General features: G+C 62.6%; 13 protein-coding genes. 9 read left to right on the top strand and 4 right to left on the bottom strand.

Features of this window, described 5'->3' with window-relative positions:
• Window positions 1–43: 43 nt before the first annotated feature.
• Window positions 44–232: a hypothetical protein gene (locus QYH69_RS33730; RefSeq protein ID WP_308836003.1), complete on the bottom strand. Its 189-nt coding sequence runs from the start codon at window positions 230–232 to the stop codon at window positions 44–46.
• A 276-nt stretch (window positions 233–508) separates the two neighbouring features.
• Here QYH69_RS33730 and fixL point away from each other — a divergent pair, with 276 nt between their 5' ends.
• The 6 genes from fixL (at window position 509) to QYH69_RS33700 (ending at window position 10141) form a co-directional block, all read left to right on the top strand.
• On the top strand, window positions 509–3025 hold the full coding sequence (gene fixL, locus QYH69_RS33725) for an oxygen sensor histidine kinase FixL (RefSeq protein WP_308835999.1): 2517 nt from the start codon (window positions 509–511) through the stop codon (window positions 3023–3025).
• Complete coding sequence (fixJ, locus tag QYH69_RS33720) at window positions 3022–3666, top strand: oxygen response regulator transcription factor FixJ (RefSeq protein WP_075156744.1); 645 nt, start codon at window positions 3022–3024, stop codon at window positions 3664–3666. The genes fixL and fixJ overlap by 4 nt, the downstream gene beginning before the upstream one ends.
• A 424-nt stretch (window positions 3667–4090) precedes the next feature.
• The gene (locus tag QYH69_RS33715; RefSeq protein WP_308835998.1) at window positions 4091–5458 is read left to right on the top strand and encodes a DUF3300 domain-containing protein; all 1368 of its coding nucleotides are present in this window, start codon (window positions 4091–4093) and stop codon (window positions 5456–5458) included.
• Window positions 5459–5479: 21 nt separating this feature from the next.
• Window positions 5480–6451: a DUF2950 domain-containing protein gene (locus QYH69_RS33710; RefSeq protein WP_308835997.1), complete on the top strand. Its 972-nt coding sequence runs from the start codon at window positions 5480–5482 to the stop codon at window positions 6449–6451.
• Between the two features lie 362 nt (window positions 6452–6813).
• Complete coding sequence (gene folD / locus QYH69_RS33705; protein ID WP_308835996.1) at window positions 6814–7671, top strand: bifunctional methylenetetrahydrofolate dehydrogenase/methenyltetrahydrofolate cyclohydrolase FolD; 858 nt, start codon at window positions 6814–6816, stop codon at window positions 7669–7671.
• Window positions 7672–8035: 364 nt separating this feature from the next.
• A complete protein-coding gene (locus QYH69_RS33700; protein ID WP_308835995.1) occupies window positions 8036–10141 on the top strand; it encodes a M3 family metallopeptidase in 2106 nt (701 codons plus the stop codon).
• Window positions 10142–10233: 92 nt separating this feature from the next.
• Here the strand turns inward: QYH69_RS33700 and QYH69_RS33695 are convergent, their stop codons facing one another.
• Both QYH69_RS33695 and dinB read right to left on the bottom strand, forming a co-directional pair.
• The gene (locus tag QYH69_RS33695) at window positions 10234–11532 is read right to left on the bottom strand and encodes an amidohydrolase family protein (protein ID WP_308835994.1); all 1299 of its coding nucleotides are present in this window, start codon (window positions 11530–11532) and stop codon (window positions 10234–10236) included.
• 111 nt (window positions 11533–11643) lie between these two features.
• Entirely contained in the window at window positions 11644–12858 is a 1215-nt protein-coding gene (gene dinB / locus QYH69_RS33690) for a DNA polymerase IV (protein ID WP_374992554.1), read from the bottom strand.
• 146 nt (window positions 12859–13004) lie between these two features.
• On the opposite strand from dinB, the gene QYH69_RS33685 reads away from it, so the two are divergent.
• Window positions 13005–13703: an aspartate/glutamate racemase family protein gene (locus QYH69_RS33685; protein ID WP_308835993.1), complete on the top strand. Its 699-nt coding sequence runs from the start codon at window positions 13005–13007 to the stop codon at window positions 13701–13703.
• A gap of 151 nt (window positions 13704–13854) precedes the next feature.
• Window positions 13855–14226 (top strand): hypothetical protein, encoded by a 372-nt coding sequence (locus QYH69_RS33680; RefSeq protein WP_308835992.1) that lies wholly within the window; start codon window positions 13855–13857, stop codon window positions 14224–14226.
• Window positions 14227–14254: 28 nt separating this feature from the next.
• Here the strand turns inward: QYH69_RS33680 and QYH69_RS33675 are convergent, their stop codons facing one another.
• On the bottom strand, window positions 14255–14893 hold the full coding sequence (locus QYH69_RS33675; RefSeq protein WP_308835991.1) for a LysE family translocator: 639 nt from the start codon (window positions 14891–14893) through the stop codon (window positions 14255–14257).
• A gap of 102 nt (window positions 14894–14995) precedes the next feature.
• Between QYH69_RS33675 and QYH69_RS33670 the strand changes: the two genes are divergently transcribed.
• The gene (locus QYH69_RS33670) at window positions 14996–15850 is read left to right on the top strand and encodes a LysR substrate-binding domain-containing protein (protein ID WP_308836001.1); all 855 of its coding nucleotides are present in this window, start codon (window positions 14996–14998) and stop codon (window positions 15848–15850) included.
• Window positions 15851–16040 lie beyond the last annotated feature (190 nt).

The raw sequence follows: 16040 nt of genomic DNA, 5'->3' as shown, positions 1-16040 counted from the left end.
CAAGCGGTCTTAGGAAGACAAAACATTCTACCAACTCCTTGGCTCACAGAACGACATGGCTACGATCCGACTTGAATTCGATCTGCTTTTCGATCAGGTAGTGAGCACGGTTCGGGCCCACAGCAGAAATCACGCCATCGAGCGCTTCGAGCCATTCAGCCGTTTCTTGCGGATCGTTGTCGTCTTGCGAGGCAGCGACATATTTCAGTACTTCATCGGGTACAGCGGACATGCTCGTCTCCTGGATATAGAGGAACGCTCGTGTGAGTGGACGACGCGGACGAGGCACGGCCGCGGCAGTTTCGGCCGATTTTAATGATGCCCACGAGGTCCACGCAACAAAATTTTCGAATTGCGAGATGCTTTCTCATAATGCGGAAAATTGTTGCGGCGCACCCTGATTTGACTGCCCATCTGCCGGTACGTGGACTAGTTTGCTCCCGTTAATGTGACTTTCGCCGCTTTTCTGCGCGATTTCGCACGGACCTGCTGCGCTACAATGCGGTCCATGTTGACCGATCGGCTTTTCGCACGCTCGGCGCGGCCGTCCGGTTCGCCGGCGGATACGTCGCCGTCCCGCTGGCACCACGGACCGTGGTGGTCGAATTCCTATTTGCTGACGCCGCTGCTGTCGATCCTCGTGTTCCTCGTGGTGATGAGCCTCATTTTGTGGAGTCTCAACCGGCGCGAGCAACAGCAGCAGGAAGACACGCTCTATCGCAACGTGGCGTGGGCACAGCAGCAGATCCGCCTGTCGATGACGGGCGCGCAGGAGCAGATTCAGGCGCTCGCGCGCGATCTCGTCACGGGTCGCGCGGACCCGCACTCGTTCCAGGTTTCCACCGCCGACATCATGCAGGGGCATCCCGAGATCCTCTACATGAACTGGTACACATCCGAGTCGCAGCCGCGCTGGCCCAACACGCCGCTGCCGGTGCTCGGCCAGCGCCTCGCCAAACCGAACGAGCAACAGATGGAAGAGGCCGTCAAAGCCGCGTTCAACGAAGCACGCACGACGCGCCGGCAGGTGTATTCGCCGCTGCTCTACGACGATCTCGGCAACGGCTATATCACGCTGCAGACGCCTGTTTACCGCGACCGCGAGTTTCTCGGCAGCATCGCCGCGGTGTTCTCGGTCGAAGGCATGTTGAAGCGCGACATCCCGCCGGAGCTGTCCGCGAAGTACAAGATCTCGATCATCGACGTCAACAACCGCGAGCTCGCCACCACCTCGACGCGCCCGCGCCTGCCGCGCGACGCGTACTACGATCTGCCGCTCGATCCGCCGGGCCAGGGCATCTCGGTGCGCGTCTACGCCTACCCGCAGATGACGAACTTCACGAACAACACGCTCGTGTGGCTCGTCGCGGGCCTGTCGTGCTTCGTGTTGTGGAGCCTGTGGAGCTTGTGGAAACACACGCGGCAGCGCTTCGAGGCGCAACAGGCGCTGTACGCGGAAGCGTTCTTCCGGCGCGCAATGGAGAACTCTGTGCTGATAGGCATGCGCGTGCTCGACATGCACGGCCGCATCACGCACGTGAATCCGGCGTTCTGCCGCATGACGGGCTGGGACGAAATCGATCTGGTCGGCAAGACCGCGCCATTCCCGTACTGGCCGCGCGATTCGTATCCTGAGATGCAGCGGCAGCTCGACATGACCTTGCGCGGCAAGGCGCCGTCGTCGGGTTTCGAATTGCGCGTGCGGCGCAAGGACGGATCGCTGTTTCATGCACGGCTGTACGTCTCGCCGCTGATCGACAGCTCGGGGCGGCAAACCGGCTGGATGTCGTCGATGACCGACATCACCGAGCCGAAGCGCGCGCGCGAGGAACTGGCCGCCGCGCACGAACGCTTCACGACGGTCCTCGAAAGCCTCGACGCCGCGGTGTCCGTGCTCGCCGCCGACGAAGCCGAACTGCTGTTCGCGAACCGCTATTACCGGCACCTGTTCGGCATTCGCCCCGACGGCCACCTCGAGCTGGCCGGCGGTGGCGGTTTCGACAGTTCGCAGGCGTCGTCCGATTCGATCGACATGGTCGACACCTACGCGGGGCTGCCCGCCGCCGCGCTGACCGAAAGCACGGCCGATGCGCAGGAAGTGTATGTGCAAGGCATACAGAAGTGGTTCGAAGTGCGGCGCCAGTACATTCAGTGGGTCGACGGCCACCTTGCGCAGATGCAGATTGCCACCGACATCACCACGCGCAAGCAGGCGCAGGAACTCGCGCGCCAGCAGGACGAGAAACTGCAGTTCACGAGCCGCCTGATGACGATGGGCGAAATGGCGTCGTCGCTCGCGCACGAGTTGAACCAGCCGCTCGCCGCGATCAACAACTATTGCTCTGGCGCGGTTGCGCTGGTTAAATCTGGGCGGACAACTCCCGACAATCTGCTGCCGGTGCTCGAAAAGACGGCGCAGCAGGCCGTGCGGGCCGGCATGATCATCAAGCGGATCCGTGAATTCGTGAAACGCAGCGAACCGAAGCGCCAGGCGACCCGCGTCGCCGATATCGTCGCGGATGCGGTCGGGCTGGCCGAACTCGAGGCACGCAAGCGCCGCATTCGCATCGTCACCGATATCCGCTCGCGACTGCCTGTCATCTATGTCGATCCGGTGCTGATCGAGCAGGTGCTCGTAAACCTGCTGAAGAACGGCGCCGAGGCGATGCACGATGCGCGGCCCGATGCCGTCGATCCCGTGATTCGCGTGATCGCGCGGCTCGAGGCGGGCAATGTGTGCATCAGCGTCGTCGACCAGGGTCCCGGCGTCGACGAAGCGACCGCCGAACATCTGTTCGAACCGTTTTACAGCACGAAGTCGGACGGCATGGGCATGGGCCTCAATATCTGCCGGTCGATTATCGAGTCTCACCGCGGTCGCCTGTGGGTGGTGAACAACGTCGAAGCGGACGGCCACATCACCGGTGCCACTTTCCACTGCAGTCTGCCCATCGGCGAACCCGACGGCCCGAGCAACGGCGGGCACGAGGCGCCGACACCACAAACCGTTACGGGAGAGCTATGAACACCCCAGTCACCACACAGGAAACCGTGTTTGTCGTCGACGACGACGAGGCGGTGCGAGACTCGCTGCGCTGGCTGCTGGAAGCGAACGGTTATCGCGTGCAGTGTTTTTCGAGCGCCGAACAGTTTATCGAGGCGTGGCAGCCGCACCAGCACCCGGGGCAAATCGCGTGTCTGATTCTCGACGTGCGGATGTCGGGCATGAGCGGGCTTGAACTGCAGGAGCGGCTGATCGCAGACAACACGTTGCTGCCGATCATCTTCGTGACGGGTCATGGCGACGTGCCGATGGCCGTCTCGACAATGAAAAAAGGCGCGATGGACTTCATCGAGAAACCGTTCGACGAAGCGGAACTGCGCAAGCTCGTCGAGCGGATGCTCGACAAGGCGCGTAGCGAAAGCACCAGCGTACAGCAGCAGCGCGCGGCGGCGGAGCGCCTCGGCAAGCTCACCGCGCGCGAGCATCAGGTGCTCGAGCGGATTATCGCCGGGCGCCTCAACAAGCAGATCGCCGACGATCTCGGCATCAGCATCAAGACGGTCGAAGCGCACCGGGCGAACATCATGGAAAAGCTCAATGTGAATACCGTCGCGGATCTGCTGCGCCTCGCGCTGTCGAACAAGCCGCAGCAGGCGCAGTAACGCATGCCGATGCGTTAGTCGTTTCATACTTTTTCGCGGTAACGAAGCGGGCCATAGGCCCGCTTTTCTTTTGCGCCGTCTCCTTTCATCGCATGCGCGCCAATTCATTAGCTATCCAAACATAGTGCGCATCGCATCGACACGTTGTTTGACAGATGCGCAATGGATACGAGCAGCATGAACGAACGCTGCTGCAATTGGACACGCGGAACGTAAAACATGGTGCCGTATTCATTGACAGTGCTGCCTTTGGGCCCTACTTTTAAATGTTCCCTCATCGTCAGGAATGCCTCATGATCGACCGGCATCACGCCGCAGCACCTCGCTCAGCAGCATCTGGCTCAGCAGCATCCGGCTCCTTTACGCAGCGTCGCTTTCCGCTTCAACGTCCGCTTCTTCGTGATCACGCAAGGAGGACATGAACATGAAACGTTCCCGAACACGTCAATGTGAACTGCTCATGTGCGCCGCGCTCACCGGCGCACCGCTCATGACCGGCATCGCCGGCATTGCGATATCCGGCGCTGCGCTTGCGCAAACGGCGGCAAAAATCTCGAACCAGCAACTCGATTCGCTGACTGCGCCGATCGCGCTCTACCCCGACGCACTGCTCGCCCAGGTGTTGATGGCCGCCACCTTCCCGCAGCAGATTCAGGATGCGGAGCAATGGTCGAAGGCCAATTCGCAGGAACATGGCGACAACGCCGTCAAGGCGGTCGCGTCGGAACCGTGGGACCCGAGCGTGCAATCGCTCGTTGCATTCCCTCAGGTGCTCGCGACGATGGCATCGAAACCCGACTGGGTCACGCAACTCGGCAATGCGTTTCTCGCACAGCCGAACGATGTGATGGATTCGGTGCAGCGCCTGCGCAAACAGGCGCAGCAAGCGGGCAATCTGAAAACAACCGAGCAGCAGAAGGTGATCGTCGAGCAAAGCACGATTCAGATCGTGCCGGCCAATCCGCAAGTGGTCTACGTACCGACGTATAACCCGACCGTCGTCTACGGCGCGTGGCCCTATCCTGCCTATCCGCCCGTGTACGTGCCGCCACCGCCCGGCTACGCGATCGCCACGGGCTTCGCGACGGGCCTCGCGTTCGGCGCCGGCGTCGCGGTCGCGAATTCGCTTTGGGGCGGTTTCAACTGGAACAACCATGACGTGAACATCAACGTCAATCGGTACAACAACATCAACGTCAATAACCGGATCAACGCAAACACGACGACGGCGAACTGGAATCGCAACGAAAGCATCAATCGTACGAACGCGAATATCAACCGCAGCGCGAATTTCAACAGCGCGAACCTCAACAACTCGAATCTGGCCGAGCAGCGCGATGCCTATCGCGGCCGCGACGCATCGCGCCAGCAGGCCGAGCAGACATTACAGAACCGCACTGGACAGAACCTCAGCGGAACGGCGAGCCAACGCGTCAACAACATCCGCAGCGGCGGCGAGAACACCGGCAACATTCGCAACAGCGCGCAGAACCTGAATCGCGACAACGCGCTGCGCGGAGCCGGCGACGCGGGCACCGCGCGCTCGGACATGCAACGCGGGCAGGCAAGCCGCGCATCGCTCGCGAACAACAGCGGCGCACGCATGGGCGCTGGCGGCGCGGGTCAGCAGGCCAATGCGAATCGGCCCGGCGCGAATGGCGGCGGTGAACGCGGCTTCCAGGGCGGCGGCGCGCAGCGTGGCGGCTTCGAAGGGGGCGGCGGGATGCAGGGCGGTGGAAGGCAAGGCGGATTCGGAGGCGGCGGTGGACGCCACTTCGGCCGCGGCCGCTGATCATTCGACAAGGAGCCCAATATGACCCGCTCTCCCATATCACGTCCGCAACGCGCATCGAGCCTCGAGCCTCGCGCGGCATCGCACCGTCACGCCGTTGCATATGTCGCGCGCGGCGCGGCCGCCACGCTGATCGTCGCGACCGCACTGCTGTGCCTCTCGCCTGCCGTGCGTGCACAGGCCGTTTATCCGACCGCTGAAGCAGCGGCCGAGGCATTCGCCAATGCACTCGCGACGAACGATCACACGGCGATGAAGCATGTGCTCGGCAATAACTATCCGCGCTTCATTCCGACCACCGACATCGGCGAAGACGATGTCTACGCGTTTCTCGGCCAGTGGGCGAAAGGCCACAGGATCGTCGCCGATCCGGCCTCGCGCAACGGCCGCCCGAGCGCGCACGTCGAAGTCGGCGACAGCGGCTGGACGCTGCCGATTCCGCTCGAGAAAGTCGCCGGCGGCTGGCGCTTCAACACGCCCGCCGCAACCGACGAAATGCTCACGCGCCGGATCGGCCGCGACGAGCGCTCGGCGATCCTGACGTCGCTCGCCTACGTCGACGCGCAGAACGACTACCGCAATCTCACGCAGCACTACGCGCAGAAGTTCATCAGCTCGCCCGGCCGGCACGACGGGTTGTACTGGGACACGGCGCCCGGCGAAACGGAAAGCCCGCTTGGTCCGCTCGCCGCCACGATGCAGCGGCATATCGCCCCGGGCGAGGCTTATCACGGTTACCACTTCCGCATTCTCAGCGCCCAGGGCGCGCATGCGAAAGGCGGTGCGCAGAGCTATCTGCAGGACGGTGTGCTGAAGAAGGGCTTCGCGCTCATTGCGTGGCCCGCCGAGTATGGCAAGACCGGCGTGATGAGCTTTATCGTCAATCAGGACGGACAGGTGTACCAGAAGGATCTCGGACCGCGCACGGCGAGTGCGGTCGAAGCGATCCGCACGTACGATCCCGATCCGTCGTGGCAGCCGGCGCAGCCCTGAACGCGCGTCGACGTTCGTTGAGCGGCGCCTCGAGCGCCGTCCACAGGGCGGCATGGAGCAGCGACGGTATAATGGCGAAATAAAGATCGCGGCGCAGTGGCGCAGTTTTTCTGCGCCGCGTATGTTTTTCGTGCGACTGCTTCGGCGCTCTTTCGCAATGTCGTCAGGCGATGCCGCCAGCGACGGGTTCAGGCATTCATCCCCATGTCGACAATGTGACGACGATGGCGGCCGGCCGCGGCAAGCATCGACGCGCCGCGCGCGAATCACACGATGCGCCTCGCTCGCGGCCGCAAGCGCCGGTTGGCCGAGTCGGCCCATCAGCCGCACCCGCTTTCCAAACTGCCCATTCCCAACCGACCATGACAGCCACCCTGATCGACGGCACCGCCCTTTCGAAGACTCTGCGCGCCGACGTCGCATCGCGCGCCGCCGCGCTGACCGCGCGAGGCCATCAACCGGGCCTCGCGGTCGTGCTCGTCGGCGACAATCCGGCCAGCGAGGTCTATGTTCGCAACAAGGTGAAGGCTTGCCAGGACAATGGTTTTCACTCGTCGTACGACCGCTATCCGTCGACGATGTCCGAAGCCGACCTGCTCGCGCGCATCGACGAACTGAACCGCGACGCGAAGATTCACGGCATTCTCGTGCAACTGCCGTTGCCCTCGCATATCGACAGCCACAAGGTGATCGAAGCGATCGCGCCGGAAAAAGACGTCGACGGTTTTCATGTCGCGAACGCGGGCGCGCTGATGACGGGCAAACCGCTGTTCAGGCCGTGCACGCCATACGGCATCATGAAAATGTTCGACGCGTATGGCATTTCGCTGAAGGGCGCGAATGCGGTCGTGATCGGCCGCTCGAATATCGTCGGCAAGCCGATGGCGCTTTTGCTGCTCGACGCCGGCGCCACCGTGACGATCTGCCACAGCAAGACGCGCGATATCGGCGCGCATACGCGTGAAGCCGATGTCGTGGTCGTCGCGACCGGCATCCGCAATATTCTGACCGCCGATATGGTGAAGCCGGGCGCAGCCGTGATCGACGTCGGCATGAATCGCGATGACGCGGGCAAGCTCTGCGGCGACGTCGATTTTGCCGGCGTCAAGGAAGTGGCCGGCTATCTGACGCCGGTGCCGGGCGGCGTCGGGCCGATGACGATCACGATGCTGCTCGTCAATACGATCGAAGCAGCCGAGCGCGCGGCGGGCAAGCACTAGCGCCAATGCGGGCGGGCGCCTCGATGCGCATGCGTCGCGGCGCCTCGCAAGGCTCGCACGGCCCCAGCCAGCCTGCGCCGCGCACGCGGATATCGCCATGCCATTCACCGCGGCATCGTGCAGCAGCGCACGCAGGATCGAGGCCGTTCCGTCACGTTGCAGTGCAAATATGCGTATCCTTGAGCTTGGTCCGGAGGCGCCCCGTGCCCGCTCGTCGCGCTTTCGAATCTTTCTGCTACTGTCCGGCAGCCGCGGACTGGAAACGGCAGGCGTCGCCCCCATAGTCGAATAACGGGGCGCGACTGCGCCCTGCAAGCGTCAAGGTTTGAGCCTCTTCAACATCACGCGACAGACAGGAAGCACCATGTCCACTACCCAATCGACATCCGACAATCCGCTCCTCGATTTCACCGATCTGCCGCGTTTCGGCGAGATCCGCCCCGAACATGTGACGCCCGCGCTCGACGTGCTGCTTGCCAACGCAACGGCCGCCGTCGACCGTGCGAGCGAACCAGCGACACCGGCGTCGTGGGCCGACATCGTCGAACCGGTCGAACGCGCGACCGAACCATTGTCGCGCGCATGGGGGGTGATCGGCCATTTGAACGCGGTTGCGGATACGCCGGAACTGCGCGCCGTCTATGGCGAAAACCTGCCGCGCGTGACCGAATTCTGGTCGAGCGTCGGGCAGAACCTTGCGCTGTACGAGAAGTACAAGGCGATCGCCACCAGCGGCGACTATGCGGTGCTGACCAGCGAGCGCAAAAAGATTCTCGAAAACGCACTGCGCGATTTCCGTTTGTCCGGCGCCGAGTTGCCGGAAGACCAGAAACCGCGTTTCGCGGAATTGCAGGAACGGCAGGCGGCATTGTCGAAGGCGTTTTCCGACCACGTGCTCGACGCGACGAACGCATACGCGTACCTCGCGGAGTCTGCGGAAGAACTCGCGGGTCCGCCCGAAGACACGATTGCCGCCGCACGCGAAGCCGCTGAGCGCGACGGCAAGACCGGCTGGAAGCTCACGCTGCACTTCCCGTCGTACTTTCCGGTCATGCAATACGCGGAGCACCGGCCGATGCGCGAAGCGATGTACCGCGCGTATGTGACGCGCGCGTCCGAGCTCGGTCCGCAGTACGGCAACGGCAACCCGGATTGGGACAACACTGCCAACATCGCCGAGCACCTGAAGCTGCGCGCCGAAGAAGCGAAGATGCTCGGCTATCGTAACTTCGCGGAAGTGTCGCTTGCGCCGAAAATGGCCGAATCGCCGGCGCAGGTCATGGCCTTCCTCGAAGACCTCGCAAAACGCGCACGGCCGCATGCGGAGCAGGACTGGAAGGAGCTGCGCGAATTCGCGGCCAGTGAACTCGGCCTCGCCGACATGCAACCGTGGGACATGGCCTTCGCATCGGAACGGCTGCGGCAGAAGCGTTATTCGTTCTCGGAAAACGAGGTCAAACAATACTTCCCTGAAGACGCGGTGCTCAAGGGTCTGTTCAAGGTCACCGAGACGCTGTTCGGCGTGCGCATCCGGCGCGACGAGGCGACGACGTGGCATTCCGACGTACGCTTCTTCCGCGTCGAAAATTCGGATGGCGGGCTCGTCGCGCAGTTCTATCTCGATCTGTATGCGCGCGAAGGCAAGCGCGGCGGCGCATGGATGGACGATGCACGCACGCGCCGCAAGCCGGTGCGCGGTCCCGTGCAGACGCCCGTCGCTTACCTCACCTGCAATTTCTCGGCGCCGGTCGGCGGCAAGCCCGCCTGCTTCACGCACGACGAAGTGATCACGCTGTTCCACGAGTTCGGCCACGGCCTGCATCACATGCTGACGCGCGTCGACGAACTGGGCGTGTCGGGCATCAACGGTGTCGAGTGGGATGCGGTCGAACTGCCGTCGCAGTTCATGGAAAACTTCTGCTGGGAATGGGACGTGCTGAACGACATGACGTCTCACGTCGATACCGGCGCATCGCTGCCGCGCGCGCTGTTCGACAAGATGCTCGCCGCGAAAAATTTCCAGAGCGGCTTGGGCACGCTGCGGCAGATTGTGTTCTCGATGTTCGACATGAAGCTGCACGTGGACTTCGACCCCGCCGGTCCCAAGAGCGCGAACGATCTTGCACGCGAGATCAACGAACAGTTCCATGTGATTCCACAGGCGTCGTTCTCGCGCTGGCCGAATACGTTCAGCCATATCTTCGCGGGCGGTTACGCGGCCGGGTACTACAGCTACAAGTGGGCGGAAGTGCTGTCAGCCGATGCGTATGCGGCATTCGAAGAAGCCGCGCAAGCGTCGGACAGCAGCGTGCTCGACGCCGATACCGGCACGCGCTATCGACGCGAAATTCTCGAAGTGGGCGGCAGCCGGCCCGCGATGGAATCGTTCAAGGCGTTCCGCGGACGCGAGCCGAATATCGATGCGCTGTTGCGTCATAACGGGATGACCGAGCAGCCTGCGGCGCGCTGATTCCGCGAGTTTGCGTCGGGCTCTGACGCCCGGCACGACTGTTCGAGCAGTGGAAACCGGGGCATTGCAGTGTTCTGCAATGCCCCGGTTTTTTATCGGCGATACAGTTTGAAATCGACTTGCTGCGGACGCCCTTCAAGTGCCAGTGCCGCACGCGCCGCCGGAGCGCGGCTCACCACCTTGCCGCGACTCACCACCGCAAGACGCGCGGCACGCAAGCGTATCGCCTCCACTTCGTCACGCGCGTCGAGCATCACGCAGTTCGCGGCGCAACCCGGTGCGATGCCATAGCCGTCCAGACCGAGAATGCGCGCGGCGTTGAACGTCACTGCGTCGAAACATGCGCGCATCGCATCGAGACCGGTCATCTGCGCGACGTGCAGCCCCATATGCGCGACTTCGAGCATATCGCCCGAGCCGAGGCTGTACCACGGGTCCATCACGCAGTCGTGACCGAACGCGACGTCGATGCCCGCAGCCAGCATCTCCGGCACGCGCGTCATGCCGCGCCGCTTTGGATACGTATCAGAGCGTCCCTGGAGCGTGATATTGATCAGCGGATTCGCGATCGCGGCGACACCCGCTTCACGCATCAACGGCAGCAGTTTGCTGACGTAGTAGTTGTCCATCGAATGCATCGAAGTCAGATGCGAGCCGGCGACACGGCCGTGCAGCCCGACGCGATGCGTCTCTGCCGCAAGCGTTTCGATATGACGCGACAGCGGATCGTCGGACTCGTCGCAATGCATGTCGACGCGTAAGCCCTGTTGCGCGGCGAACTCGCACAGCATGCGGACCGATTCGGCGCCATCGGCCATGGTCCGCTCGAAGTGCGGGATTCCGCCGACGACGTCGACGCCAAGCCCGATCGCGCGCTTCATGTTGTCGAATGCGCGCGGGCTGCGCAGCAAGCCGTCCTGCGGGAACGCAACCAGTTGCAACTGCATGTAAGGCGCAACGCGGCGCCTGACTTCGAGCAACGCCTCGACCGCCAGCAGACGCTCATCGCAAACATCGACATGCGTGCGGATCGCAAGCAGGCCACGCGCGACGGCCCAATCGCAGTACTGCAACGCGCGCTCGACGAGCGCCTCCTGCGTAAGCTGCGGCTTCAGTTCGCCCCATAGCGCAATGCCTTCGAGCAAGGTGCCAGACGCATTGACGCGCGGCAAGCCGTATGACAACGTCGCGTCCATATGGAAGTGCGCGTCGACGAACGGTGGCGTGACGAGCGAACCGTCTGCATCGATTTCCTCGCGCGCCTGCGCGCCGATGTGCGGTTCGACTGCAACGATCCGCTCCCCTTCGATGCCGATATCGACCGGTGCTGTGCTTTGCACACTGCGTGCCGCGCTGCGCGGCAATACAGCGCGACGAATGATCAGGTCCATACGGTCTCCGATGCGAGTGACGCGATTGCGCTTCTGGTGTTCATCGATTCTATCGGCGGCAAAAAAGCATGGGGAGAGATTCAGCCCGAGCGTACCGATAACGAGAATGGATCAAGTATCGGGCAGTGAATCGGAATGCATATCGGCTTCGAGAATTTCGTCAGCCGGATCGTGGTCCAGGTAGTCGGTCGGTTCGTCGGCGATATCGTCATCGAAGAGATCGAACTGGCCACGCTTCTCCAGCGTAGCCTCCTCCAGCCGGACGCCAACGCCGAGCAGCCGCACCGGCCTGCTGCGCCGTGCGAAGCCTTTTTCGAGCAATGCGAGTAACGTGGGCAGATGCGTGACATTGCCGACGCATTCGACTGTCGTGCGTTGGAAATCGGCAAAGCGAATCTTCACGAACAGCTTGCGCACCGCCGCTGCTGCGCTGGCTCGCTCGATGCGCGCATCGAGTTGCCCGGCCAGTTCACGCAGTTCGTTCGTGCATTCATCGAGCGTGCGCAGATCGGTCACGTACGTGGTTTCGACGCTGATCGACTTGCGCTCCTGATGCGCGCGCACCGGGCGGTCGTCGATGCCGCGCGACAGTTCGTACAGACGCTTGCCGAACACGCCGAAATGCCGATGCAGATCGACGAGCGGCCAATCGCGCAACTGCGCGCACGTGGTGAGGCCCAGCTTTTCGAGCTTCGCAGCCGTGACCTTGCCCACGCCAAAAATCTTGCGCACCGGCAGCGCGCCAACGAACGCGTCGACTTCCGACGGGCGCACGACATACAAGCCGTCGGGCTTGTTCCAGTCCGACGCGATCTTCGCGACGAACTTGTTCGGCGCAACGCCCGCCGACACCGTGACGCCCACCGTCTCGCGCACGCGTTCGCGGATTTCTTCGGCCATCAGCGTGGCGCTGCCCTTGCACCGATCGGTACGCGTGACGTCGAGATACGCCTCGTCGAGCGACAACGGTTCGACATCGGCGGTGTAATCGCGATAGATCGCCATGATCTGCCGCGACGCGACGCGGTACTTCTCCATCGCCGTCGGCAAAATCAGCAGATCCGGGCACTTGCGCAATGCAAGCGCCGACGACATCGCTGAATGCACACCGAAACGCCGCGCTTCGTAGTTGCACGTTGCGACGACGCCGCGCTGTTCGGGACGCCCGCCTACCGCGAGCGGGCGACCGCGCAGCGATGGATCGTCCCGCATTTCGACCGACGCGTAAAAGCAGTCGCAATCGCAATGGATGATTTTGCGAGCAGGCGACGCGGGCGGCAGCGAGGCATCGGGCGGGTTCAAAGTGTTGATACTGTACAAAAACACAGTGGTTTAATCAAGCGACGCACGACGAAATTTTTCGCCCGGCGTACCGGCGAAAAGCGTCCGATCCGTACCGCTGCGACGGCGCTGCCGCGGCCTATACTCGCCGCTGATCACCACTAAGACGCGCACTGGCGCTCACAACGACGATGAAAACAATTGGCGTGATCGGCGGCATGAGCTGGGAGTCGTCGGCTGAATACTACCGGCTGCTGAACCGTCACGCGAAGGCGAGGCTCGGCGGCCATCACAACGCGCGCAGCCTGATACTGACCGTGGATTTCGCTTCGATCGAAGCCGACCAGCGCGCGGGCGCCTGGGACACGCTCGGCGAACAGATGGCCGATGCCGCGCAACGCCTCGAGCGCGGCGGCGCCGACCTCGTGATACTCGCGACGAATACGATGCATCGCGTGTACGAGTCCATCGAACGCGCGATCGACGTGCCTTTCCTGCATATCGCCGATCCGACGGCGGCCGCGCTGCGCGCGGCAGGCATCGAACGCGTCGGCCTGCTGGGCACGCGATACACGATGGAGCAGCCGTTCTACGCAGGGCGATTACGCGAGCAGTTCGGTCTCGATACGCTCGTTCCCGATGCCGATGGACGACGCGAGGTGCATCGAATCATCTATGACGAACTGTGCCACGGCGTGATCGACGCCCCATCGCGCGGCATCTGTCAGCATGCGATCGACGCGATGGCGGCACGAGGCGCCCAGGCCGTGATTCTCGGGTGCACGGAGATCACGCTCCTGATCAAACAGGAAGACTCGTCGTTGCCCGTCTTCGACACGACTGCCCTGCATGCGCAAGCGGCGGTGGATTGGGCGATACAAAACCGGTAGACTCGTCGGCAGCCAGAGCTTCTTCTTTTGCATCGACCGGTTGATAAGGATCACGTATCGATGAGATATACTGCGTCGGTATGTTGAAGCATGTGCCCCACACCCATCGCCAGGCGGTGAGTGCCTGTATTTCGCCCAAGGAGATCAGCCGATGACGATCGACACATCGCCACAGACCGCCACGCAATCGCAGCAGGACACGCGCGTCGTGCTTCTCGAACGCATCGTCGATAGCGCGCTCATTGCCGGACATCGGCATGTCGAGCAGTTTACGCGGCTCGCCGCATTGGCTCGTGCAATCGCGGACGAACATATCTCTTCTGAAGACCGTATGACGCTTATCGGACTCTTAGAGAATATTGCCCATCATGCTGAACTGGATGCGACGCTGGACGTGGAATTTTTCGGAGGTGTCCGTGCCGGCCAGGTGATTGGAAGAATGGTTCGGATGGCGGGCCGGAAAGGCGCTGCGCAGAATGCTTGCGCCGGCACGACTAAGGACACAGGAGTCACTAAACATTAGTCGCAGCGCTGTGAAGAGACGGCGTCGCCTACACCGGCGCAGCCCAATGCCACGCATCGACACCCATCTTCGCACCGAGCAGCCCGAGCATGATGCCCATTACCCAACGCTGCGCAAGCAGCCATCGCGGCCGGCTCGCGATCAATCCCGCGACGCTGCCCGACGACACGGCAACCAATGCGTTAACCGAAGCAAATGCGATGATCAGCGCGCCACCGAGCGCCAGCGACTGCCGCAGCACACTGCCTGTCTGGTAATCGATAAATTGCGGCAGCAACGACAGAAAAATCAGCGCGAGTTTCGGATTCAGCAGACTTGTAGCCGCGCCCATCGCAAACAGCCGATGCGGTCCTTCAATCTGAACTTCAGCAATCTGTAATGGCGAGCGGCCACCTGGCCTCAGAGCCTGCCACGCGAGATAAAGCAGGTAAAGCGCGCCGCAGGCAGCAAGGACACGACACGCACCGGGAATGGCGACGAACAGCGCGGTAATCTCAAACGCCGCGCCGAACATATAGAACAGATAGCCGAGCATGACGCCGCCAAGCGATATCAGCCCTGCCCTCGGGCCTTGTCCGACTGAGCGCGACATCACGTAGACCATATTCGGGCCGGGCGTCACGGCCAGCATGCCGCCGACAGTCAGGAATTCGGTCATCGTTCCCATTTTGCTTCTCCATACTGCGATCGATCGTGATGTGAGTATCCGGCCGATCGGAACGCAAGTAAAATGGATTAAACTGAGCACATTACTCAGATTTTCTGAATGATGAAAAAGCTCGATCTCGATGTGCTGGAAATGGTCGTGGCAGTGGCGGATACCGGCTCGTTCGTCGGCGCGGCGCAATCGGTGCATCGATCGCCGTCGGCGGTCAGCATGCAGATCAAGGCAATCGAGGAAACGCTCGGCAAGCCACTCTTCACGCGCACCACGCGCGATGTCGTGATGACGCAGGAGGGCCGCACGCTCGCCGACTATGGCCGGCAAATGCTCGCGATGCGCGAGGAAGCGTGGGCGTCCGTGGTTCGTCCGGAGGTGCGCGGGCGCGTCACGATCGGCGTGCCCGATGACTATGCGTCGTCGCTGCTGCCCAGCGTTTTGCGGAAGTTCGCGATTGCGCATCCGCGTGTGGAAATCCGTGTGATCGGTCTGCCGAGCAGCGGGCTTGTTCCGCTGCTCAAGGACAATACGCTAGATCTTGCCTGCTTTACGAAAGCGCGAGGCGTGTCTGGTGAATTCATTCGCTTTGAGCCGATGGTCTGGGCCGCGGCGGCACGCGGCAAGCAGCAGGTATGGAAGGAACGCCCGCTGCCGATCGCGGTATTCGAGCAAGGCAGCGCCGCCCGCGCGCATGCAACCGCGGCCTTGCAGCAGGCAGGCATTCGCTACCGGATGTCCTACGAGAGCCCGAGTTTGCTCGGATTGTTCAGCATGGTTGAAGCGGGTCTTGCGGTTGCGCCGCTTGCAAGGTGCAGCGTACCGAATCACCTCGTGCAACCTGGAGAGGCGGAAGGTCTGCCGCCGCTCCCGGAACTCGAAGTCATCCTCGCGCGCAGTGCGCGGTCGGCAAGGCCGCCCGTCGATTTTCTGGCAGAGCGGATTTTGACTGACTTGCGGGTTTGAGAGCGCGGATAGCAGGCAGAACGTTTACGCGATTTCGCTTCGCGCGGCTCGCGTCGGACCAGCAACTCAGCCGCCTCCATGAGCAGCAATGCTTGATCGGCGGTCAAGCGCGCGCCGGGCAGATTGCGCGCGTCCGTCGCCACGTCAGCGACCCGTTCGCGATACATTTCGGCCTCGCGCTCGTATGCCT

Origin of the sequence: Paraburkholderia sp. SARCC-3016, assembly GCF_031119615.1 — a bacterium.
GTDB lineage: Bacteria > Pseudomonadota > Gammaproteobacteria > Burkholderiales > Burkholderiaceae > Paraburkholderia.
The sequence above is the reverse complement of the archived record's forward strand: the minus strand, read 5'-3'. Positions and strand labels throughout refer to the sequence as shown.